The sequence below is a fragment of the Cystobacter fuscus genome (genome assembly GCF_002305875.1).
GTDB lineage: Bacteria > Myxococcota > Myxococcia > Myxococcales > Myxococcaceae > Cystobacter > Cystobacter fuscus_A.
The window spans coordinates 11,112,518-11,134,902 of record NZ_CP022098.1 but is presented as its reverse complement, the minus strand read 5'-3'; the positions used below and the strand labels follow the sequence as shown (position 1 = coordinate 11,134,902).

Sequence of the window (22,385 nt, the reverse complement as noted above, 5' to 3'; positions counted from 1 at the left end):
GCCTGGGCCGTGCGGTCACGAGGGGACGACGAATGACGGATGAGAAGAGCGGGGTGGGGGGCACGCCGAGGCTGTTCCAGCCTGGCGAGAGCTACGGCGAGGTCGGGCCGGGACTCGGCTGCCTCTACGAGGCATGGCGGGTGGACAAGGGGCGGCCCGCGCTGGTGCTGAGGCCCGGGAATGACGTGGAGTGGCGGCCCGAGGGTCCCTGGCGGGTGTGCATCTCCTGCGATCCGAAGGGAGACTCGGTGACGTTGGACGTGGAGCAGGCTCCCGCCGCGGCCCAGCTGATGGAGTTGGCGAACCTCCTCGTCCTGATGACCGCGGCGGTCGGACGCGTGGAGGACAATGCCCGGGTGCAAGCCCATCTCGCGCGAGGGCCGGTCGTTGCTTCCGCGCCGTGGAATTCACGAGCGCACTGGTCATGGAGTGTGCCGGCGCTCGCGAGCGTGGCGGTGTTCGCGCTGGGTCTGGGCGTGGGGCTGTCCATCGCGGGAGAGCCTTTGCTCCCGAATGAGGCCGTTGCCGGCATGGCGTCGAAGACAGTCGCCCTGTCGAATGCGCCTTATGTCATCGCCTCGAGTGAATCCCAGGCGGGCATCATTGCCTACCCCATGCCGGCGAACCCCTTCGCGAATCAGGAGCCGGCTCCCTGCAAGGCCCAACGGGGTGAAGTGACCATCAATGGTGGGTGCTGGATTGAAGTCGCCCAGCGTCCTCCTTGTCTGGCGGATACCCATGCCGAGTATCAGGGCAGGTGCTACCTGCCCGTCGCCAAGCGCGTCCGTCTACCGCAATCCGTCGAGCCCTCGGGTCAGTGAAGCGAGGTTTCGTTTCACTGACCTGTGCCCGTAAGGGCAGACAGGCAATGCCCATCCGGGCGTGAGTCACTGTTTGTGGAAGGACGCCTCGTGTGGTTCCGAGAGCTGGTTCAGGCTCGCGCGGGCCCGTCGCTCATAGATGGTCATTTCATGCTCGTGGGCGAAGTGGATGGCCTCGAGGAAGACCTCTCGCGCCTCCGCTTCCCGGCCCGCCATGCGAAGCAACTCGCCCCGGGTGCGAAGCAGCTCGGGCAGGTACCAATACTCTTTCGTTCTTGGCGGCCATGTCAGTGCCTCGTCCACTGCGGCCAGGCCCTCCTTCACCCGTCCCAGCCGCAGGTAGATGGAAGCCAGCATGCCCAGGTTGTGGTGCATTGCCGCGAGGATGCCGGAGTGCTCCCACTGCTTGTGTGTTCGCAGCATCAGGACCAGCCCCTCCTCGGGACGCCCCAACTCGGACAGGGCCCAGGCCCGCAGCGACGAGGACTGCATGCACCACGGGGATAAGCGGTGCTCGTGCATGAGTGAGATGCACTGCTCGGTGTATGCCAGCGTGGTGTTCGCATCCCCGCGCACCTGGCTGCCGAAGGCGCAATGGGTGAGCGCGAACGCCATCGTGTTCGGGTGGCCGATGCGGCCGGCCAGCTCCAGCGCCTCGCGGGTGAAGCGCTCGGCCTGGTCCTCCTCGCCCACCACTGAGAGCGGGAGTGAGCCAATGGTCAGCACGCTCACGCTCGGATCCACCCACTGTCTCACGGCGAGTTCCCGGTGCCGCTCGAGGTCGAAGTCCGAGTGCGCCCGTGCTTGCTCCACGTGGCGCAGGCTCTGGCGGATGTCCCCCCAGGTGAAGAAGTTCGTGGCCATCATCCGGTGGCCCATGCAGAGCATCTCGCTGTTGTCCTGGCGCTCTCCCAGTTCCACCAACAGTTCGGCCACCTTGTGCGCGTCGTGAAACCTGGCTCGCATGCAGTAGTAGACGAACGAGCCCCAGAAGCTCAGCTCCAACCGTGGCAGCTCCTCGCCCACCTGGCGGAAGAGCGCCTGCGCCCGTGCGTACGTGCTCTCCACCTCGGACGACTGGACGCCCTGCACCTGCATCAGTGGCATGCCCAGGGCGGTGAGTAGCTGCAGTTCCTCCTTCGTGAGCTCCGTGCTGTCCGGCAGGCTTCGCAGCAGCTTCAGCGCCTGAGTGAGGTGGCTCACCGCCTCCGTGCTGGCGTGACGCAAGGTGGCGAGCATGCCGCCCTTCCTCCAGTAGTGGATGGCGGACCGGAACTCCTGAGCCTCTTCGTAGTGACGTGCCAGCAGTTCGGGCCGCGTCTCCGCCACTCCGGGGAAGTGCGTCTCCAGTACGTGGGCGATCTTCCGGTGGTAGTGCCGCCGCGTCCCCCGGGGCTGGGATTGGCACGCGGCCTCCTGGATGAGGGAGTGGCGGAACTGGTAGGTGGGCTCGGGGTCGTCGGGCTGGGCTTGGATCAGCCCGGCGGACACCAGCCCCATCAATTCCCGGCGCAGCGCGGGCTCGCTCCGGCCCGTGAGGATGACGAGCAGCGCCTGGGAGAAGGTGCGCCCTATGAGCGCGCACAACTGCGCGAGCTGCTTCTGCCTCCTGGGTAGCGAGTCCAGCTGCGCCAGCAGCAACTCCTGGAGGGTCAAGGGGATGGAGGCCGGTGTTCCGCCCTCCAGGATCATGCGCGTCATCTCCTCCACGAAGAGGGGGATGCCGTCCGTGCGGGCCACCAGTTGCCGCGTCACCTCCTCCGGCAGGGACTGGCCGCGCGTCACCTCCCTCACCAGCCGCTCGGTACAGGCCGCGGGCAGCCGTTCCAGGGGGATGGACTCGAAGTCCGGGCCGTGGGCCCGCGGTGGGCGGAACTCCGGGCGCGCGCTGAGCACGAAGAGGACGCGCGTCCGTTCCACCTCTTCCAGTAGATAGTTGAGCAGTTGCAGAGTGGAGGGGTCCGCCCAGTGCAGATCCTCCACCACTATCAGGACCGGTTGCTCTCTGGCGTTCCACATGAGCAGCGATGCCAGTGCCGCCAGCATCTCTTCCTTCTTCTTCTGCGGGGTGAGGTGCAGGTGCGGCGAGTCCTCGGCCACCGGCAGTGACATCAGCTCGGCCAGCAGCCCCACCTGAATGGGCGACAAGCCCCGCTGCTGGAAATGCGCCTCCACCACGCGCAGGGTTTCCTGGCGCGAGCGCTCCGGGCGAAGCCACATGCGCTGCAGCATCTCGATGACGGGGTGCAGTGCGCTGGCGCTGTACTGGCTCCAGCACTGGAGCCGCAGCAGCGTGGGCCGCTCCGGTGACACCCGCTCGATCAGCTCTTGGATGAGGCGGGATTTGCCGATGCCCGCTTCGCCAGACAGGAGCACGTAGCTCCCCTGCCGCTCGCGGGCGCGCCGCCACGCGTCGAGCAGGCGCCCCAGCTCCCGATCGCGGCCCACCAACGGGCTCAACGTCCCGCCTCCTGTGCGTGCCCGTTCGAAGCGAATGATGGCCTCGCGCGAGCGCAGCACGCGGTGCACGGCCAGTTCGCGCCTGTCGTCGAGCATCCTCGGGCCGAGCGGTTCCGTGTCGAAGGCATGCTGCACCAGGTTGTGCGTGGTGGGGCCGACCACCACCTCGTCCGGCCCGGCCTGCCGTGCCAGCCACCCCGCCACCCGGGGCGCCTCCCCCTGGATGGTGAGGGTGCGCCCGCGCAACTCGGGGAGGATGTCGTCCAGCACCACCATGTCCGTGTAGATGCCCACCCGCGCCGACAACACCGTGTGACTTCCCGGCGGCACCTTCCCCTGGAGTGCTTCGCGCACGGCGGTGGGCAGCGCCAGACCCGCGAGCACCGCGCGCTCCGAGTCTCCCTCCCGTGCCACCGGGTAGCCGAAACAGGCCAGCGTCTCGTTCCCCATACACAGGTGGACGAAGCCACCGTGGCGCTGCATCACCTTCGACGCACACTGGTGGAAGGTCGCCTCCAGTTCGCCGAAGTCCTCCGGATCCATCTCCTCCGCCAGCGCGGACAGCCCTTCGAGTCGGCACGACACCAGCGTCACCTGCCGTCGCTGAGGCGCCACAGACCGGAGGGGCTCTCGCCCCGGCCGGAACTGCTCCTCCAGTTCGTGCAGCTCCTCGCTCAGCTCCTCGGCCGACAACAGTCGTTGCGAGGGCTCCTTGGCCAGCACCACGGACAGGAGTGATTCCAACTCCCCGCGCAGCTCCGGGTGGCGCGCGTGCAGCGGCGGCACCGTCTCCGGCGACAGCACCTTCTCGCGCAGCTCCTCCAGGTTCATGGAGGGGTAGGGCAGCTCTCCGGTGAGCAGTTCGTAGAGCATGATGCCCGCGGCCCAGAGGTCGGTGCGCTCGTCCACCCTCCGCCCGCGCCATTGCTCCGGCGCCATGTATGCGGGCGTGCCGGCGGTGGGCAGATGCGGCAGCGCCGAGGGGCCTTCCGTCAGCCATGCCAGTCCGAAGTCGAGCAGCTTCACCGTGCCTTGTCTGGTGATGAAGACATTGCTCGGCTTGAGGTCGCGGTGGACGATGTGATGCTGGTGTGCGTGCGCCAGCCCGGCCGCCACCCCGCGCAGGATGTCCAGCGCACGCCACGGCGCGAGCCGGTTCTCCCGCCGCAGCACCGCCGCGAGCGACTCGCCCTCCAGACACTCCATGACGAGCACGGGCACTGGATGCCGGCCCGGTCCCTTCGCCCACTCGGAGATGTCGAAGATGCGGACGATGTTCTCGTGGTCCAGTTGGGCAATGGCCCGTGCTTCCCGCAACGCCATGCCCGCCAGCTCCTCGCGGGGGAAGAGGAACTTGAGCGCAACCACGCGCTGTAATTCCTCGTCTCGGGCGCGGAAGACCTGACCCATGGCGCCCGCTCCCAGGCTCTGGAGGATCTCGAAGCGGCGTCCGTCCGAGCCTCCCAACCGCTCTCCGGGCACCAGACGGCGGAACGCGTGCCTTGGGGAGGAGCCAGCCACCTCTTTCAGAAGTGAGTCCCCGAAATCCGAGTCTTCGAATGACTCCCGGGAGGGTGGTGTCGGTCGTTGGTCGCCCTGCTCGCCGTCGCCGCTCTTCCCCATGGTTGGACCCCGTGAGCTGTCTTGAAAAATGTAGAAGCCTCGCAAGGCACGGGCAATGAATTCCCCTCTATGGCGCCAGCGGCGGGCCCACCGCGAGCCCGCCCTCTTGGACCTGGTTCTTCGGGTCGACGTGGTGGCAGCTGAGCCCTCGGGTCAGTGACGAGCGGTGTACTTCCACGCCCACCAGATGAGGGGAAGCTGCAAGGGCAGGCGGACGAGGGCCACCCACAGGTGGGGATTGCCCTGGCGGTGGTAATCGATCGCCATCTGGATGTTGGCGGGGAAGACGGCGATGAGTAGCGCGATGATGCCCCAGGCGGCGTAGGGCCGGGTGACGGCGGGCAGGAGCAACAGGCCCAGTCCAATCTCGAAGACGCCGCTGAGCAGCACCATGGCCCGGTGATAGGGAATGTAGGGCGGCATGAGCCGCACATACGGGTCCGGATGGACGAAGTGGTTGATGCCGGCACCGATGTACAGCAATGCCATCAGGTACAAGAAGAAGCGGGTCATGGGATTTCAAGGGATGTGAGCGTTATGGATATTGGCTCATGGCTGTTTGGAGCAGAGCGGTGGTTGGGATTGCCGCTCCTGCCGGGCCTACGCCTTGGCGTCGTCCTTGTCCTCCGCCCCGGAGGACGCGGCGGGGTGGCGTCGGCCGAGCTTGCGGTAGAGCGTCTTGCGGTCCACGCCGAGGATGCGCGAGGCGAGTGTCCGGCTGCCCCCCACCGTCTCCATGACACGCTGGATGTAGCGCCGCTCCATCTCCTCCAGCGACACCAGCTCGGACACGTCCTGGTTCTGTGTCTGGGGATTGGGCGCGCGGTAGTCCCGGATGCGATCCGGCAGATCCTCCACCGTGAGCTGCTCGTAGGCCGTGAGCGCCACCGCCCGTTCGATGCAGTTCTGCAATTCGCGCACGTTGCCGGGCCAGCTATAGGCCAACAGCCGCTGGGCCACCGCGGGGCTCAGCCCCACCACCCGCTTGCCGCTGCGCGTGGCGAAGTGCTCCAGGAAGCGCTGCGCCAGCAGCAACACGTCATTGCCCCGGGCCCTCAAGGGCGGCAGCTCCAGGCCGATGACGTTGAGCCGGTAGTACAGGTCCTCGCGGAAGCGTTCCTCCTCCACCGCCAGCTCCAGGTCCCGGTTGGTGGCGGCGACGATGCGCGCGTCGAAGGCCACCTCCGTCTCCCCTCCCACCGGGCGCACCGTGCGCTCCTGCAACGCCCGCAGCAGCTTGGGCTGGAGCGTGATCGGCAACTCCCCCACTTCGTCGAGGAACAGCGTGCCGCCATTGGCCTTCACGAACAGGCCCGAGCGCGACGTCTTCGCATCCGTGAATGCCCCCCGCACGTGGCCGAACAACTCACTCTCCAGCAGCGCCTCGGGCATGGCCGCGCAGTTGATGGCCACGAAGGGCCCCGTCCGGCGCCGGCCCCGCGCGTGCAACGCCCGCGCGGCCACCTCCTTGCCCGTGCCGCTCTCGCCCGTGATCAGCACCGACGTGTCCGAGTCCGCCACCCGGTCGATGAGCTCGTACACCCGGCGCAGCGCGAGGCTCTCTCCCACCACGCTCCCTTCCACGGATACCTCGCCCAGCGCCCGGCGCAACCGCCGCACCTCCTCGCGCAGCGCCCGGTGCTGCACCGCTCGCTCCAGCACCAGCGCCAGCGCGTCCAGGTCCACCGGCTTCGTCACGAAGTCGTACGCGCCCGCGCGGATGGCCGCCACGGCCGTCTCCAGGCTGCCAAACGCCGTCACCACCACCACCGGGATGTCCGGACGGTTGAGCGCGACGCGCTCGCACAGCGCGATCCCATCCATGCCCGGCATCCGCAGATCCGTGAGCACCGTGTCGAAGTCCTCCGACTCCAACAGCGCGAAGGCCTCGTCCGCGCTTCCTCGCACCGTGGGCACGAAGCCCCGGCGCGTCAGGCCCTTCTCCAGGAGCGCCCGCATCTCGCGCTCGTCCTCGACGACCAGCACGCGGCCCTTCGTCGCGCTCATGTCCCCGCCTCCTGTGCGTCCCTCGCTCCCGGTGGGAGGAAGATGGAAAAACAACTACCGCGTCCGGGCTCGCTGCTCACGGCAATCCACCCCCCATGGTCCCGGATGAGTCCATAGGAGACAGACAGGCCGAGCCCCGTTCCCTCGCCCACGTCCTTGGTGGTGAAGAAGGGCTCGAAGATGTGGGGCAGCGCCTCGGGCGCAATGCCCTCGCCCTCGTCCCGCACGTCCAGCCGCACCCACTCGGCCTCGGGCCCTCCCAGGTCCGCGGGGGGCAGGGCGTGCTCCTTCCCAAGCCTCACCCGGAGCGTCCCCCCCTGCTTCATTGCCTGCATGCCATTGACGATGAGGTTGGTGAGGGCTTGTTGGATCTGCCCCGCGTCCAGTTCCAGCATGAGCGGACCCGTGGCCTCCTGGTCCAGCGTGACGTGGCGCCGCTCCGCCAGGGGCCGCAGGAGCGTGAGGGTGCGCTCGACGAGCTGCGTCAGATCCTCCGGGGTGCGCTGCGGCGTGCGCCGCCGGGCGAAGTCCAGCAGTTGGCGGATGATGCCCGTCATGTGCTGCACCTGCTGGGTGATGATGCGGGCGTATTCGGGCACCTCCTCGCCCTCGGCCTCGCCCGAGGCGATCATCTTCGCGCGGCCGAGCACCACGTTGAGTGGGGTGCCCAGCTCGTGCGCCATGCCCGAGGCGAGCTTGCCCACGGTGGCCAGCCGGTCCGAGTGCCGCAGGTGCTCGAGCGTGGCCACGCGCGCCGCCGTCTCCGCCTCCACCTGCGCGCGCGCGGAGGACAGTTCGTGGGCCATCTGGTTCATCGCGCTCGCCAGCGTGGCCAGCTCGTCCTCCTGGCGCAGGTGCACCCGGGCCTCCAGGTCTCCCTGCCCCACACGGTGGGCGAGCCCCACCAGTTGCTCCACCGGCTGGCCCACCAGCCTGCGCCCCATGGCCATGGCCACGATGAGGAAGGCGAGGGTGATGGCGCCCGTGGCCACCGCGGTGCTCACCACCGTCTGCCGCACGTGCAGGCGCTGCTCCATCAGGGGCTCGATGATCTCGATGGCGCCCAGGCGCCCGTTGACGGTGACGGGGGTGAAGGAGAGCAACCACCCCGGCGGCCGGGACTGGTCCGTGAAGGACGTGTCCTGTCCGGCGAGCAGCGCCCTCCATTGCTCGACGGGGAGCGCTCTGCCCTCGCGCGAGTCCAGCCACAGCCAGCTCAGCCGCACCTGCTCCTGGAAGAGGTTGGCGTCCGAGAGCAGGGTGAGTGCCGCCTGCTGGCCCTCCATCTGCCAGGCCCGGACGAAGGAGCCTCCCAGCGTATGGCCGAGCAGGCGGTGGTCATGCTGCATGTCCAGCTCGGAGCGAGCCAGCTCCCTGCGCACCTGGATGGTCTGCAGCCCGGCGATGACGGCGAAGGCGAGCAGTACGAGGGCGAGGACGATCTTCCGGGCGAGCTTCATGGCGTGGTTCCGGGGTCTGGCATACCCCCTGGGACTTCTTCAAGAAACGCACCCGACTCCCTGTCTTCCAGGGCCGCCCCGCGCGAGGCGCAATGCCCCCGATGGGGCAGGTTGCCCCCCGGGCGCGTGCCCTCCGGGCCCCGTGTCTCCTCCGAGACGCGCACTGGCACACGGCATGCTCCTGGAGGGGGGAGTGCCCTTCCTCCCGCCGGAGCGTTCTCCATGATGTCTTCCGAACCCCCTCCGCTTCGCATCCTCCTGGCGGAGGACGATGAGCAGATGCGCTCGCTCCTGACGTTGACGCTGGTGCGCGCCGGCTTCGCGGTGGTGGCGCTGGAGGACGGCTACGAGCTGGCCGACTACGTGTCGTTGACGCAGGTGTGTGGGGGGCCCCTGTCGCCGCCGGATCTCATCCTCTCGGACATCCGGATGCCGGGGCGCACCGGGCTGGAGGTGCTCGCCCAGACGCAGGCGGCGGGGCTCTCCTGTCCCGTCATCCTCTTGTCCTCCTTCGCGGACGAGGAGACTCGCGAGGAGGCCAGACGGTTGGGGGTGCGAGCGTTCCTGGACAAGCCGGTGGATCTGGAGGTGCTGCGGGACACCGTGCGTGAGGCGACCGGCGCGCTCGACTCCTCGTTGCGCTAACCTTCGTCGCGCATGTCCCGCTCCCGTCTGCTCCTCGTCGCGTTCGTCTCACTGCTCATGCTGGCCGCCGGAGCCGCCGTCTGGCGCACCGCGGCGTCCGCTCCTCCGGCGCCTCTGGCGGTGGCCGTCCCGAGCGCTCCACCCGCGGTGGCCCCGGCGTCCGTGAAGCCGGCCGAGGCGATGGCCCAGGCGCCCGCCCGGTTGTCCTCGCCCGCGGCGGGCTACGTGGGCGCGGAGAAGTGTGGCGAGTGCCATGACACCGAGCACGAGGCGTGGAGCAAGGACTGGCATTCGCGGGCGCTCTCGCCGGCCGAGCCCCGCTTCGTGGTCGGCGACTTCACCAACACCCACTACAAGGGCGAGTCCAGCGAGGCGTGGATGACGCAGCGCGACTCGCACCCCTTCATGCGCACGCGCGGGCCCACGGGCGTGCTCGCCGACTACCCGGTGGACTGGGTGATGGGCGGCAAGCACATGCAGGACCCCGTCACCCAGATGCCGGATGGCCGCTGGCAGGTGCTGCCCATCTACTTCCACGTCACCGGCCATGGCGAGTGGGTGGACTACTCCGAGGCCAAGCAGGGCGCCCTGCCGCCGGACCACCCCTTCTTCTGGTCCAACTGGCAGCGCAATGCCCAGCACTCGTGTCTGGACTGCCACGTCACCGGGCTCGACACGCGCTACGACCGCGCGAGCCATCGCTGGAGCACGGGCTTCGCGGACCCGGGCGTGGCGTGCGAGAGCTGCCATGGCCCGGGCGCGCGCCACGTGGAGACGCAGCTCGCCCGGGACATCGTCCAGCCGGAGAAGCTCCCGCCGGAGAAGGGTCTGGCCCTGTGTGCCCAGTGCCATGGCCCCCACCGCACGCTCTTCCCGTTGCTGGACGCCGCGCACCATTTCAAGCCCGGCGAGCGCTATGAGGACAGCTACCAGCCCATGGTGTTGCTGCTGGGCGAGGATCGCTCCGGCGACTTCTTCGACGATGGGCGTCCGAAGACCTCCAGCTTCGAGTACCAGGCCCTCATCCAGTCGCGCTGCTACCAGAAGGGAGGCGCCACGTGCCTCACCTGCCACGACGCGCCCCACGACGGGCACGTGAATGAGCTCAAGTCACCCAAGCACCCCGCGAAGGCGGTGACGGTGGGCTCGGCGACCTGCCAGGGTTGCCACGCGAAGGAGTTCGCCGAGGGCTCCCGGCACACCCACCACACCGCCTCGGCCGAGGCGCCGGACTGTGTCGCCTGCCACATGCCGCCCACGGTCTCCGGCGTGCTGGACACGTTCGCGGACCATGCCATCGACGTGCCGGTGCCGCGCAACACGGTGAAGCATGGCATCCCCAACGGGTGCAATGCGTGCCATGCGCATGCGAAGGCCACTCCCGAGGCGATGGACGAGGCGCTGGCGAAGTGGTGGCCCCAGGCGAAGACGCGGCAGGCCCGGCGCATGCGCCTGGCGGATGCCCTGGCGGTGAAGACCGCGGCGGACAGCCGTCCGTTCCTGGAAGGCGTGCTGGCGGACACGAAGGAGGCGCCGTCCCTGCGCGGCGTGGCGGCGCAACTGCTCGCCCAGCGCTTCCACCAGGACGCGGTGCCCGCGCTGAAGGCGGCGCTCGCCACCGCCCGGGATCCGGGACTGCGCTCGGACCTCGCCGCGGCGCTGGTCGCCACGGGCTCGCGCGAGGCGCTCGACGCGCTCGCCCCGCTGCTCGAGGACAAGTCGCTCTGGGTGCGTCAGTCCGCCGCGCTGCCGCTCGCCGGGGTGGGGGATGCACGCGGGCGCGCGACGCTGGAGTCGCTGGCCCACACGCCCACGTCGGAGGGGCTGCCATTGCCTCACGTGGTGCTCGGTCAGCTCGCGCTGCGCCAGGGCGACGTGGCCAAGGGCATCGCCGAGCTGGAGCGCTCCCTGGATCTGCAACCGTACAACACCGGCGTGCTGGTGCTCCTGGCCGATGTCTACGCCCGCCAGGGTGACATCCCGCGGGCCCGCGAGCGATTGGAAGAGGCCCTGCGGTTCGATCCACGCAACAAGGGGGCGCGGCAGCGCTTGAGCCTGTTGCAACGGGGGCCGGGCCCGCGCCGCTGAGCGGGTCTGGGCCGTCGTGAAGCGGCCAACGCTGGGGGTGGGTTCCTCGCTCCCTCGGGCCCCGCGCGAGCGAAGTTGCGGAGGGCAGTCAAGCAGGCAGGAAGAGGCCGGAGACCCACGGGTTGAAAGATCGTGGGTGTCCCTATCAAAAGCGAAGAGCCGGAGCCGCCAGTCCCGACCGTCCCCAGGTTCCGGCCCTCCTCCCTCTCTCCCTCCGTCCGCGAGTTCCTCCGCTCCCTGTCCGGCAGTGCTCAGCGCTTCTGGATCCTGGTGGTCCTCACGGGGCTGGTGAGCGGGCTGAGCGCCGCGTTGCTCGTCTCCTTCCTGCGGTGGGTGCAGCGGCTGGCCTGGTCGGAGAGGGGCGAGTCCTTTCTCGCGTCCGCCATGGCGACCTCCGCCTCCCACCGGGTGCTGGTCACGGTGTCGGGCGGGGTGCTCGTCGCGGTCGTGTCGCTGCTCATCCGCCAGCCCCTGAAGGGCCATGGGACGGCCTCCATCATCGAGTCCATCTGGGTGAAGTCCGGGCGGATGCAACTGCCGCGGACGCTGTTTCGCGGGGTCGTGTCCATCATCGTGGTGGCCCTGGGCGCGCCCCTGGGACGTGAGGGCGCGTTGCTGCAATCCGGAGCCGCCACGGGGTCCGCGCTGGGCACCCGGCTGCGGCTGCCAGCGGATCAGGTGCGGCTGCTGGTGGCGTGTGGCGCGTCCGCGGGTATCGCCGCGGCGTACAACGTCCCCATCGGGGGAGCGCTCTTCGGGCTGGAGGTCCTGCTCGGCAGTCTGGCGCTGGAGCTGTTCGGCCCCATCGTCCTATCCTGCGTGGTGGCGACCATGGTGTCGCGCATCCTCATCGCCGACCACCCCAGCTATCTCATCCCGGCCTACCACCTGCTGCGTCCGCGCGAGATACTGCTGGCCATCGCCTTCGGACCGGTGATGGGCGTGGCCTCCGCGCTCTACGTCCGCACGGTGAATGCCTTCGCGGTGGTGCTGGAGGGTGGCTCACGGGTGCGTGCCACGCTGCTGCCCGTGGTGTCCATGCTGGCGGTGGGCGTGGCGGCCATCTGGTTTCCCCAGTTGCTGGGCAATGGCTATGACTCGGTGAACGCGGCGCTCCAGGGCCATCTGCCCCTGTTGCTGTTGTTGCTGCTGCCCCTGCTCAAGATGGTGGCCACCTCGCTGTGCGCGGGCGCGGGCATCCCCGGAGGGCTCTTCACCCCGTCGCTCTTCTATGGCGCGCTGCTGGGCGGGGCCCTGGGCTCGCTCGCGCAGTGGGTCTGGCCCGGAGTCATGCCCTCGGGGGCCTATGCCTTGCTGGGTATGGGCGCGGTGCTGGCGGGCACCACGCATGCGTCGGTGTCGGCGGTGCTCATCATCTTCGAGCTGACGGGCAACTACAGCATCATGCTCCCGCTCATGCTCGTGTGCGTGCTGTCCGCGGTGATCAGCCGGAGGCTGTGCCCCGAGTCGCTCTATACGTCCAGTCTGTTGAGGCGCAACGTGAAGCTGCCACGGGCCTCCAGTCCCAACTGGTTGCGCTCCACGGACGTGGGGGCGCTGCTCACGCCCAATCCTCCCACCGTGCGTCTCCAGACGTCCTTCCAAGAGGTGGTGGTGCGGCTGTTGGAGGTACCCGCCGGCTACGATCTCTATGTCACCGGCGAGGACGGGCGACTCCTGGGCGTCATCATCCTGGACGCGCTCAAGGGCCACATCCCGGACCATTCCCTGCTGGGCATGACGGTGGCCGCGGACGTGATGGAGTCATCGCTGCCGCGTGTGCGCATCGACATGTCGCTCGCCGAGGTGGCCTATCGGTTTGGCGACACCTTCGTGGAGCACCTGCCCGTGGTGGATGAGCAGGGCCTGCTGTTGGGCACCATTTCCAAGAGGGACATCCTGCGTCATGGACGATTCTGAGCGACAGCGGCGAGTGGCGAAGCGGTGGGCGTCCGTGTCCCTGGTGGGCGCGACGATCCTGATGGCCCTGGGCATCCGGTACGCACCCCATTCGAGGCCGCCCCGGCGTCGCCGTCCGAGCGCCGTGGCCCCCGCCCATGCCGGGGAGGACGCCGAGACTCCGGCCACTCCGCCCCAGGAGAAGGAGAAGGCGGCGCCCGTGCCGCCCTGGCTCTTCTTCGTCCTGCCCGGGCATTGAATCGCCGGAGACGGGCGCCCCTCAGTACTCCTTGCTCCAGATGAAGTCCGCGCCACCCACCTGCGCGTCGCCGTACTCGGCCTCCACGCCCCAGCGCGGGCCGAACTGGTACTCCAGCCGCACGGAGTTGGCGTTCTCCCGCCGCGTGGTGGACTGGTTCTGGGGCGTGCCCAGCCGGCCGCTGTAGCCCAGGTAGAGCTTGTCCGTGAGGTACTTGCCCACCTCCAGCCGCGCTCCGGCGAGGCCCTCGTCACCGGACTCGATGGTGAGCACGTCCAGCGGCAGTTTCGCCGCCAGGGCCTTCTTGGCCTGCGAGGCCAGCAACGAGCCGAGCACCGAGGCCACCTGTCCCTGGTTCATCGACGAGGCGCCCGAGCCCGCCTTGAGCGTGCGCCGGCCCGTGGCCAGCAGCGTGTAGATGTCCGTCTCCGGCAGCGGCGGATCGCTCGTGGGCTTGATGGTGAAGTCCTTGCCCTGGCCGCGCACGGCGACGTACACCGTCACGCCCGCGCTCTCGTTCTTGTACTCGGCGGTGGCGTTGATGTAGGGCGCGGCCGCGGGACCGGTGAAGCGCACCTGGCTGGAGTTCTGGATGTTGAAGCGCCGGCCGAGCACCTCCACCTCGCCGCGATGCACGTGCACCTCGCCGTAGATGGAGGCGGTGTCCGCGTACTCGACGCGGAAGTTCTCCGACAGGCCGACCTCCACGTTGACGTCGGCGCCCTGGACCCAGAGGTTGCGCGGGGCATTGATGTTGATGCGGTACTGGCGCTGGGGCTCGGTCTGGGCGGGGCCGGCGCCGCCCGTGGCGGTGTCCGTGGGGGCCGCCGTGGCCTCGGTCCGGTCGGGATTCATCGGCTGGCCCTGGCACGTGAGCACGATGCCCTCGGGCCGATCGAGCACCTGCAGGTCCTTGCGTTTCTCCTCCGGCAGTTTGATGTGGGCCTCGGGGATGGAGAGGTTGCGCAGGTTGATGAACTGGGCGGTCTTGGAGATGTCTCCCTCGAACTCGGTGCGTAGCTGGATGATGGCGAAGAGCTGGTCGTCGAGCACGAGCGGGAAGTTGTCCAGGTTGCCCTCGCCCGAGAGGTCGAACGAGCCGGACGCCGTACGCTTCCCCTCGGCCTTGAGGTTGAGGCGGCCCTGACCACTCTGGGCGGAGAAGTCGGAGAGCGCGATGCGCTGGTCGTCCACGGCGAGCGCCACGTGCACGTCGCGGTAGTCGCCCATTCCATCCAGCGACAGCCGGCCCTGCTTCCACTCGAGCTGGCCCTGCAGCTTGGGCGCCCCGAGCGTGCCGTCCACGCGCACCTTGTTCATCACCAGCTCGCCGCCGATGGCGCGCACCATGGGCAGCTGGGCGCCGGAGAGGAAGGAGAGATCGAACTGGTGCGAGTCCAGCTCCACCACCAGGGGAATGCGGCGGGTGTCCATGCCCTGGCGCAGCGCGGGCAGGGACAGATCCTGCGTGGCCTGGCCTCGGGCCGTGAGCGTGCCGCCCTTGGGTGAGGTGAGGAGCGCGTCGAAGGCGGAGCGTGCGTTGGCGTAGGTGTAATGCAGCCGCGCCTGGCCGAGGCCCAGCTCGCGCACGCCGATGTTCTGCACCCCAGCGGTGAGGTCCACCTGGGGGTCGTTCAGCGTGCCGCGCGCGCTCAGGCTCAGGGCGACGACGTTCTGGGGCTCGGAGGCGTTGTTCTGCTGCTCCCGGGGTTGCGCTTCGCCCCCGCGGCAGCGGGCATTCAGCGAGGCCCGCGGGGAGATACTGGCCAGGCCTTGCAGCTCCCGCTGGGACAGGGGGCCCGCGCGCGCGGCGAGGGTGAAGGGCACATGGCCCACCACGTCCTGGTCCTGGAGCGCCATGAGCGAGGCGCGCACCTGGGCCTCCATTTGCGCGAGCAGCGTGCCCTCGCGCCGGGCCTCGAGCTGGAGCTTCACGGAGGAGGGGCCGGTGACCACGGCCAGATCTCCATCCAGGGGAACGACGCCATTGACTGTCGCCCGGCGGGCCTGCACCTTCAGCTCCCCCTCGGGCGCGAGCATCGGACCGGTGAGGTGGGCCGTCATGGAGAGCTTGCCGCCCGCGTCGGTGGCCAGCCCGTACTGAGACAGCAGCGCGAGCGGCATGTCGACGACCTCGGCGCGCAGCGCGCGCATGGGGGTCTCCATGGCCTGCTGCGCCGTGGGCGGACGGGCGATGAGCCCGCCGAGGGTGAAGGGCGTCTCCAGGGTGACGGTAGCCTTCTGGGCGAGGCCGCGCAGGTTCAGGGTCGCGCCGAGCGTGCCGTCCTGCTCATCCGACCGGGCGGTCAGCTCGAAGTCGAGCTGCTGTCCGGCCAGCTCGGGCGGGAGCGCGCCGACGGCGAGCGGCACGGGCGGGGCCTGCTCGGAGTTCGTCGCGGAGGCCGTTCCCCAGTAGCGCAGATCCGCGCCCTGGAGCGCGAGGTCCAGCCGCGGGTCGTTCGCCATGCCCTTGAGGGTCACCTTCCCGGACAGCCGGCCGGTGGCGGACTCGGGCTGGCGGGCCATGCGCAGCGCGGGGCCGATGTCCAGGTGGTCCAGGGTGAGCTCCAGGTCCACGGGCTCGCGGCGGTGCTTCATGAGGCCCTGGACCGGCACGTCGAAGTGGCTGGAGACGCGCAGCGCGGGTGCGCTCGCGGTGAAGGTACCGGTGGCGCGGTCGCGCGCGTAGCGGCCGTCCAGGTCGAACGCCAGGTCCGAGTACTGCTGGTAGCGGCCACCGCTCAACTTGAGCTGGGCCCGGGCATCCGGCCGGGACATGCGCCCGTCCACGGACACCTCGCCGGAAATCAATCCCGCCACGTCGAAGGACGCGGGCAGGTAGGCCTTGGGCAGGCGGCTGAGATCCAGGGCGCGCAGCTCGGTGCGCGCGCGGATGGACTCCCCCCGCATCTTCAGGGCGAGCGACAGGCCCTGCTCGCCGGAGGTGAGCGACAGCGCGGGCTCCACCTCCACGCGGCCACCGCCCCAGGTGAGGTGCGTGGGGTGTTGCAGCGTCCAGGCCGCCTCCGGGTACTTGAGGGTGACGTCCTCGAGCGCGAGGCCCTCGTTGTTCTTGTCCAGGGTGCCCCACAGCGCGAGTTCCAGGGGCGCATCGCCCTCGGTGTGCACGGAGACCTCGAGCTGGCGGCCCTTGGTGCCGACGAGGGCGCGCAGGTTCTTGTAGGTACGGCCTCCGGCGGTGAGCTGGTTCACCTGGAGCCGGGCATCCGTGGTGAGGGGCTGGGTGGCGTCGGGCAGGCGCACGTCGACGGTGAGTCCCTGGAGGGAGGTGTCCGCCCAGGCGAGCTTGTCGAAGCCACCCACGAGGCTGACGGCGGGCGCGCGCACGGGCCCGGACGCGGCGAAGTCGAGCGAGCCGCGGCCCGACAGGGGCATGGGCTCGCCGCCGCGGCCCAGCCGGCCCACGGTCTGGGCGAAGGTGCCGAGGTCGGCCGCCACGAGCCTGCCCTCCACCTTGAATGTCTCCTGCGTGCCCGAGCCGCTCGCGTAGAGGCTGAGGCCGGGGACGCGCGCCTGGAGCTGGGTGAGGGTGAAGCGTCCGTTCTTGGCGTTCGCGTGGATGTCCACCGGGCCCAGCGTCTGGCCCTGGATGGGCGAGGCGGGCATGGTGAGGTCCAGGGTGCCCTCGAGCGTGTCCAGGCTCTTGCCACCGCCGCGCACGAGCAGGTCCGCCGCGAGCGTGGAGTGGGGCCCGCTGCCCAGCAGCTTGGAGAGATCCAACTCGCGCACGCGCACGGTGAAGCCCTGGGTGGTGAACGTCTCGAGGTTCACGTCGCCCTGGGCCGTGGCGGTGCCGTCGGCGGCCTGGGCGTTGAGGTCCGCCTGCACGACGTCACCCGTCTTCGCCACCGTGCCCGCGAGGGTGACGGAGGTGGTCACGGGGTAGGAGGGCAGCACGGCGCGCGCCAGCGCGGGCTCCAGGCGGAGCTTCTTCACCTCGGCGCGCAGCTTCTGCTCGCCCTCCATGGCGCCGCTGCCCTGCAATTCGAGTCCGGGAGCGGTGAAGTCCACCTGGGCGTTGAGCTGGCCTTCCTCACCTCCGGCCTGGAGCGCGAGCCGCACGGGGCCCTGCTGGGGACTGGCCAGGCGGGCGGTGGCGTCGAGCTTCGCGGCGAGGGCCTCGGTGGCGGCGGCCCAGGACGCCGAGCCTCCGGCCTCCAGACCCTCGAGGCGCACCTCCTGGTTGCCCTGGGGGGATTCGGACACGAAGGCCACCGCGCCGCCCTTCAAGCGCAGCTCCTCCAGGGTGAAGCGCAGCGTGCCGCGGGGCGCGTTGGGATCCTCGGGCTTGGGCTCGGAGGGGTTGCGCAAGGCGATGGCGCGCGAGAGGTTGAGCCCGCGTGCGTCCTGGCGCAGGAAGAGGTGGGGCTCGTCGAGACCCACGAGCTTCACGACGACGTGCTTGCGCAGCAGGGGCAGCAGCGCCACGCGCACTTCCAGCCGGGTGAGCTCCGCCACCAGCTCCTGGTCGGGGTCATACAGCTTCACCCCCGAGAGCACGAGCGAGCGCGGCCCCAGGTCCAGTCCGGCGAGCTCCAGCCGGCCGGACAGCTGCTCATTGGCCTGGGTGATGGCGAAGTCGCGCAGGCGGGCCTCGCCCGGCGGGGTCATGAGGTAGATGAGCGCGCCAGCCACCAGCACGAGCACGAGCCCGATGAGGCCCACGAGGCCCCACAGGAGTCGGCGGCCCCAGCGTCGGGCACGGGTGGGAGGCGGTGTGCTCAAAACGCCTCTCCAATCGACAGGAAGAAGGTGCAGAGGCCCTCGGGAGCGCCCGCGTAGTTCCTCGTCACGTTCACGGTCTTGGACACCCCGTCCTCCACGATCGTCTGTTTCTTCACGCCCAGTCCAAAACAGTCGCCCAGACCACCCAGGGTGGTTGGCGAGCCAGCCGTGGAGCGCAAGATGGGCAGCGGCTGGCCGATATTCAACCTCCGGGCGATATCCACCCGGATGGGGCCGACGAGGGTGGCGTAGCGCAGACCCAGGCCCACGGCGTGATAATGGTAGTCGCCGAAGACGCGGCCACTCTCCAGGCGGATGTCGTCCTTGTGGGGCCCGAAGTTGAGCGGCCCGATGCCCGCGAGCCCCGAATCGTGGAAGAGGGCGAGCGTGAGCTCCGAGAACAGCTTCACGCGCAGTTCCACGCTCGTCTCCAGGAGGCTGTTGCCTCCGATGGGGACGAGGCGGTCCACGGGTTCTTCGGAAGTGGTGCTGATTTCACTCATGGGCGAGAGCCGGCGGGTGTTGAAGCCGCGCATGGAGGCGCCGCCGCCCAGGAAGAAGCGGTTGACGATGGCGCTGTCCTGGCCGGCGGGCGTGAGCAGGGTGCCCATGCGCAGCCGGGCCGCGAGCGTGAAGCGGTCCTTGGGCCCGAAGGTGTAGTAGCCGCGCAGGTCCGGCAGGATGCGCACGAACGTGTACTGGCCGAGCAGGGGACCGCCGCCCTCCTGCAGGGACAGCGAGGCGTAGAAGCCGTTGCGCGGCGCGAGCGGATCATCCCGGCGGTTGAGCTCGATGAACTGCTCCAGGTAGCTCACGGAGATGTTGCACTCGGTCCGGGCACTGTCCTCCGGACAGCCCAGCAGGATCGCCGGGGCGGTCGCCTGGTCCACGCTGCCGCGCTGCCCGTTGAGGTTGTAGAGTTCCAGGTTGTAGGTGGGGGAGATGGAGAAGTCGGGCCGGGGCTGCCAGACGACGCCGCCGCGCAGCCGTCCGCCGAGGTAGTTGTAGGCCTGCTCCAGACCACGCTCGGCGGTGAGGGACGTCTGCAGGCGCAGGTCCCGCGCGAGGAAGCGGGGCTGCTCGAACTGGGCGGAGAACTGGAAGATGGGCCCGTGAGGGGTGCTGGTGTTGGGCGCGTCGGCCTCGTCGTCCCCGTCCGTGTCGATCCGATCGAACGCGGCGGTGATGTTGGGGATGAAGGCGTAGCCCACGCGGCCGGTGAGGGTGAGCTTGCGCAGGCCGCCGAAGAAGTTGCGGTCCGTCCACTCGCCGAGCACGCGGATTTCCTGGCGGGCCGCGTCCAGGCCGATACCGCCACCGGCGCGCACCGAGCGGAAGGGGGCCTCGCGCACGTCCACCACCACGGGCACCGTGCGCGCCTCGCGGTCCGGCGCGCCGCGGTTGACCTTCACCGCGCCGAACACGCCCATGCGGAAGACGCGCGCCTGGGCGTCCGCCAGCGCCGACTCACTGAACCACTCGCCCTTCTTCACCGAGCCCTGGGCCTGCTCGATGATGCGCCGTGGGTTCACCTGGGGGTCGGCGTCCGTGGCCACGAAGATGTTGCCGAAGCGGTAGCGCGGCCCGGGCTGCACCCGCAGGTCCACCGTCGCGCTCTGCGTCGCCAGGTCCACCCGCACCTCGCCGCCCACCTCCGCCTCGGCGTAGCCCAGCTCGTGCAGGCGCTGCGCCACCATCTCCTTCGTCACCGCCCACTGCTCCTCGCGGAAGACGGCGCCCTGGGCGAGCGGCAGGTCCTCCAGGGCGCGCTCCCGGTGCTCCTCGCTCAGCTCCTCCAGGCCCGTCACGTTCAGGCTCGTGACGAGCGTGGGCGAGCCCTCGTGCACCGTCACCTCCAGCGCGACGGCGTCCTCGCCCCGGGGCTCCTGCTTCGCGTCGTCCACCCGGGCCTCGTAGAAGCCCTGGGCCTGGTAGAAGCGGACGATGCGCTTGAGGTCCGCCTGCCAGGTGTTGGGGTCGAAGTAGCTCGGCTTGCCGAACGGGTTGAGCCGCTGCCACCAGGGCGTCTTGGTGGTGACGATCTTCTCCTTGATGTCGGAGGCCTTGACCTGGTCGGTGCCCTTGATGTCCAGGGCGACCACCTTGGGCTGGCCCTCGGGCGAGGCGCCCTGGGTGTGGGCGCACCCGGCGGAGAGGGTGAGCAGGGAGAGGATCGCGAAGACCGAGCGGAGTGAAAAGGAGGCGGCGTCCACGGGGAAGTACATAGCCCGGAAGCCCTCCCAGGGAACCCCCACCCGCGCGGGTTCTCCGCCAGAGGACACTTGGAGTCGTGAAAACGTGCATCCCGGGCGGGGTGGCTCCAAAGTCAGCACCCTATGCGAGGACGAATCCGGAGAATCCTGGCAGGGGTGGTGCTGGTGGGGCTCACCGCGTGCGGGGTGACCGAGGACGAGGCGGTGCGGCTCAAGGAGGGCCAGACGCTGAGCGTCCCCGGCGTGCCCCTGGAGGGGTGCTCCACCTTTGGGTGCCTGTACGAGGGTCAGGTGTGCATGGAGGTGTTCTTCGAGTACGGCCGCTCGCCCGCGGTGTGCGTCTTCACGGACGTGTGCGACCGGCTCGAGTGCCAGACGCAGAAGCCGGGCTACAAGTGCACCCTCTTCGATGGCTTCCCCGGCCAGGTGAAGTGCATCGAGCGGGAGGACTGACGGCCGCCTCCCCGTGCCGCCGGGGCCTCCGGTGGGAGGCGCCCGGGCGGGGGGCGAGCGCGTCAGCGCCGGGCCGAGGCGGTGAGCAGGCCGAGCCGATCGGCCGCCCCGCGCGTCTCCTCGTGGGTGAGCAGGTCCTCGGTGTTGGTGGCGATGCGGTAGGCCCAGTTGGCGTCGCCCACGGAGCCGGGCAGGTTGATGCGGTCCTTGGTGCCGAGGATGTCCTGCCAGGGCAGCACGCACAGGTCGCTGCCCGCGTTGAGCGCGGCGGCGAGCGTGGCGCGGTGGAGGGCGGGGGTGAACTCGCGCGTGGCGGCGATGCCCTGGAACTCGGGGTAGACGCGCGCCATGGCCTGACGCTCCCCATCGCTGGCGGACTCCCACCAGTCCGCCACGGGCTCGGTGTCGTGGGTGCCGGTGGTGACGAGCGACACGGGTGGGAAGGCGTGCGGATCGCGGTACACCCCGTCGTCGCGCTCCCAGCGCAGCACGCGGTAGCCGGGCAGGTTCAGCTCCCGGAGGATGGTGCGCACGAAGGGCGGGACGACGCCCAGGTCCTCGGCGACGATGCCGGCGCCCTTGGACAGCAGGCGGAAGTGGCGCTCGCCGTAGCGCTTCCACTGCTCCTCGTGGTCGGGGACGAAGCGCCCGGTGGGCGTCTTCTCGTCGCGGATCCACTGGCGGAAGTAGCCCACCGCGTGGTCCACCCGGCGCAGGTCGTAGTAGCTGGCGGCCTTGGCGGCGCGCGACTTGAGCCAGCCGTAGTCGCCCTTCTCCATCTCCGCGAAGTCGAAGTAGGGCAGACCCCAGTCCTGGCCGGTGGCGGAGAAGTCGTCCGGGGGCACGCCCAGGCGCGCGTCACGGCGCAGGATGTCCGGGTGCGCCCACACGTCCGAGCTGTCCTGGCCGATGATGAAGGGCTCGTCGCCGCACAGCAGCACGTCGCGCTTGCTGGCCAGGGCGCGCATCTCGTTCCACTGCGTCTCGGCCACCCACTGCAGCCACGCGTGGTAGCGCACCTCGCGCTCCAGTCGCCGCACCTCCGCCTGGATGGCCTGGGGCTCGCGGTGCTTGAGCGGCTCGGGCCACTCCCACCAGGGCGCCTGGTTCCTCTCGTTGGAGATGGCGGTGTAGAGCGCGTAGCTCTCCAGCCACTCGCCCTGCTGCTGGCGCCAGGCGGCGAACTGCTGGGCGCGCGCGCTCCGGGGCCACTCGGTGCGCTCGAAGTGGTCGAAGGCCCGCCGGAAGGCGGCGTTCTTGAGCGGGAAGACCAGATCGTAGCGCACGCGGGGCGCGGCGCGCGCCTCGGCCAGCATGCGCTGCTCGTCGGGGGAGAGCGCCGCCTCGCCTCCGGAGGCGTGGAACTCCGGCAGCGACTCCAGGTGGATGAACAGGGCGTTGAGGCCGAACGCCGAGCGCGTGGCGTAGGGGCTGGGGTCTCCGGGCGCGGTGGGCAGCAGCGGGAGCAACATCAGCATCCGCTGGCGCGCCGCCTCCATCCAACGAAAGAGACCATCGAGCCCGCCGAAGTCACCGATACCGAAGTCGGTCTTCGAGCGGAGGGAGAACAAGGGCAGGAGGAGACCGGAGAGGCGGCCGGTGGAAGACATGGTGCGCGCACAATGCATCACGCGCCCCCCCATGTGAACTGTCCTGGCACTTGGTTCGTGGCCGGGGGTCGGGCTCGACCTTCTGGAGAACACTTGGGCTG

The 22,385-nt window shown here is 69.8% G+C and carries 13 protein-coding genes; 6 read left to right on the top strand and 7 right to left on the bottom strand.

Annotated features, from left to right (window positions below):
* Nucleotides 1-32: 32 nt before the first annotated feature.
* The gene (locus CYFUS_RS45090) at nt 33-821 is read left to right on the top strand and encodes a hypothetical protein (RefSeq protein WP_095990848.1); all 789 of its coding nucleotides are present in this window, start codon (nt 33-35) and stop codon (nt 819-821) included.
* A 66-nt stretch (nt 822-887) separates the two neighbouring features.
* Here CYFUS_RS45090 and CYFUS_RS45085 read toward each other — a convergent pair whose 3' ends face one another.
* The 4 genes from CYFUS_RS45085 to CYFUS_RS45070 all read right to left on the bottom strand — a co-directional run bounded on the left by CYFUS_RS45085 (nt 888) and on the right by CYFUS_RS45070 (nt 8,371).
* The gene (locus tag CYFUS_RS45085) at nt 888-4,802 is read right to left on the bottom strand and encodes a protein kinase domain-containing protein (RefSeq protein ID WP_198316358.1); all 3,915 of its coding nucleotides are present in this window, start codon (nt 4,800-4,802) and stop codon (nt 888-890) included.
* 255 nt (nt 4,803-5,057) lie between these two features.
* Nucleotides 5,058-5,417, bottom strand: coding sequence for a MauE/DoxX family redox-associated membrane protein (locus CYFUS_RS45080; protein ID WP_095990846.1), 360 nt, complete (start codon nt 5,415-5,417; stop codon nt 5,058-5,060).
* An 87-nt stretch (nt 5,418-5,504) separates the two neighbouring features.
* Complete coding sequence (locus CYFUS_RS45075) at nt 5,505-6,911, bottom strand: sigma-54-dependent transcriptional regulator (protein ID WP_095990845.1); 1,407 nt, start codon at nt 6,909-6,911, stop codon at nt 5,505-5,507.
* A complete protein-coding gene (locus CYFUS_RS45070; RefSeq protein ID WP_095990844.1) occupies nt 6,908-8,371 on the bottom strand; it encodes a sensor histidine kinase in 1,464 nt (487 codons plus the stop codon). Before CYFUS_RS45070 ends, CYFUS_RS45075 begins: the two co-directional genes overlap by 4 nt.
* A 222-nt stretch (nt 8,372-8,593) precedes the next feature.
* Here CYFUS_RS45070 and CYFUS_RS45065 point away from each other — a divergent pair, with 222 nt between their 5' ends.
* The 4 genes from CYFUS_RS45065 to CYFUS_RS45050 all read left to right on the top strand — a co-directional run bounded on the left by CYFUS_RS45065 (nt 8,594) and on the right by CYFUS_RS45050 (nt 13,262).
* Nucleotides 8,594-9,016 carry a response regulator gene (locus CYFUS_RS45065; protein ID WP_095990843.1) on the top strand — a complete coding sequence of 141 codons (423 nt, stop codon included), beginning with the start codon at nt 8,594-8,596 and terminating at the stop codon, nt 9,014-9,016.
* Nucleotides 9,017-9,028: 12 nt separating this feature from the next.
* Nucleotides 9,029-11,104, top strand: a complete 2,076-nt coding sequence (locus CYFUS_RS45060) for a tetratricopeptide repeat protein (protein ID WP_095990842.1) — start codon at nt 9,029-9,031, stop codon at nt 11,102-11,104.
* Nucleotides 11,105-11,236: 132 nt separating this feature from the next.
* A complete protein-coding gene (locus tag CYFUS_RS45055; RefSeq protein WP_232537175.1) occupies nt 11,237-13,024 on the top strand; it encodes a chloride channel protein in 1,788 nt (595 codons plus the stop codon).
* Nucleotides 13,011-13,262 carry a hypothetical protein gene (locus CYFUS_RS45050; protein WP_157759016.1) on the top strand — a complete coding sequence of 84 codons (252 nt, stop codon included), beginning with the start codon at nt 13,011-13,013 and terminating at the stop codon, nt 13,260-13,262. Before CYFUS_RS45055 ends, CYFUS_RS45050 begins: the two co-directional genes overlap by 14 nt.
* 21 nt (nt 13,263-13,283) lie before the next feature.
* On the opposite strand, the gene CYFUS_RS45045 is transcribed toward CYFUS_RS45050, so the two are convergent.
* A complete protein-coding gene (locus CYFUS_RS45045; RefSeq protein WP_095990840.1) occupies nt 13,284-18,008 on the bottom strand; it encodes a translocation/assembly module TamB domain-containing protein in 4,725 nt (1,574 codons plus the stop codon).
* Complete coding sequence (locus CYFUS_RS45040) at nt 18,005-20,233, bottom strand: BamA/TamA family outer membrane protein (protein WP_095990839.1); 2,229 nt, start codon at nt 20,231-20,233, stop codon at nt 18,005-18,007. The genes CYFUS_RS45045 and CYFUS_RS45040 overlap by 4 nt, the downstream gene beginning before the upstream one ends.
* 111 nt (nt 20,234-20,344) lie before the next feature.
* Here CYFUS_RS45040 and CYFUS_RS45035 point away from each other — a divergent pair, with 111 nt between their 5' ends.
* Nucleotides 20,345-20,674: a hypothetical protein gene (locus tag CYFUS_RS45035; protein WP_198316357.1), complete on the top strand. Its 330-nt coding sequence runs from the start codon at nt 20,345-20,347 to the stop codon at nt 20,672-20,674.
* Between the two features lie 62 nt (nt 20,675-20,736).
* Here the strand turns inward: CYFUS_RS45035 and CYFUS_RS45030 are convergent, their stop codons facing one another.
* Nucleotides 20,737-22,284 carry a 4-alpha-glucanotransferase gene (locus CYFUS_RS45030; protein ID WP_095992605.1) on the bottom strand — a complete coding sequence of 516 codons (1,548 nt, stop codon included), beginning with the start codon at nt 22,282-22,284 and terminating at the stop codon, nt 20,737-20,739.
* Nucleotides 22,285-22,385: the final 101 nt, after the last annotated feature.

Bases quoted from the DNA above. Each gene is read 5' to 3' on its own strand.
- CYFUS_RS45090 (WP_095990848.1), top strand. From the start codon at position 33: ATGACGGATGAGAAGAGCGGGGTGGGGGGCACGCCGAGGCTGTTCCAG.
- CYFUS_RS45080 (WP_095990846.1), bottom strand. From the start codon at position 5,417: ATGACCCGCTTCTTCTTGTACCTGATGGCATTGCTGTACATCGGTGCC.
- CYFUS_RS45075 (WP_095990845.1), bottom strand. From the start codon at position 6,911: ATGAGCGCGACGAAGGGCCGCGTGCTGGTCGTCGAGGACGAGCGCGAG.
- CYFUS_RS45070 (WP_095990844.1), bottom strand. From the start codon at position 8,371: ATGAAGCTCGCCCGGAAGATCGTCCTCGCCCTCGTACTGCTCGCCTTC.
- CYFUS_RS45065 (WP_095990843.1), top strand. From the start codon at position 8,594: ATGATGTCTTCCGAACCCCCTCCGCTTCGCATCCTCCTGGCGGAGGAC.
- CYFUS_RS45060 (WP_095990842.1), top strand. From the start codon at position 9,029: ATGTCCCGCTCCCGTCTGCTCCTCGTCGCGTTCGTCTCACTGCTCATG.
- CYFUS_RS45050 (WP_157759016.1), top strand. From the start codon at position 13,011: ATGGACGATTCTGAGCGACAGCGGCGAGTGGCGAAGCGGTGGGCGTCC.
- CYFUS_RS45040 (WP_095990839.1), bottom strand. From the start codon at position 20,233: ATGTACTTCCCCGTGGACGCCGCCTCCTTTTCACTCCGCTCGGTCTTC.
- CYFUS_RS45035 (WP_198316357.1), top strand. From the start codon at position 20,345: ATGCGAGGACGAATCCGGAGAATCCTGGCAGGGGTGGTGCTGGTGGGG.
- CYFUS_RS45030 (WP_095992605.1), bottom strand. From the start codon at position 22,284: ATGTCTTCCACCGGCCGCCTCTCCGGTCTCCTCCTGCCCTTGTTCTCC.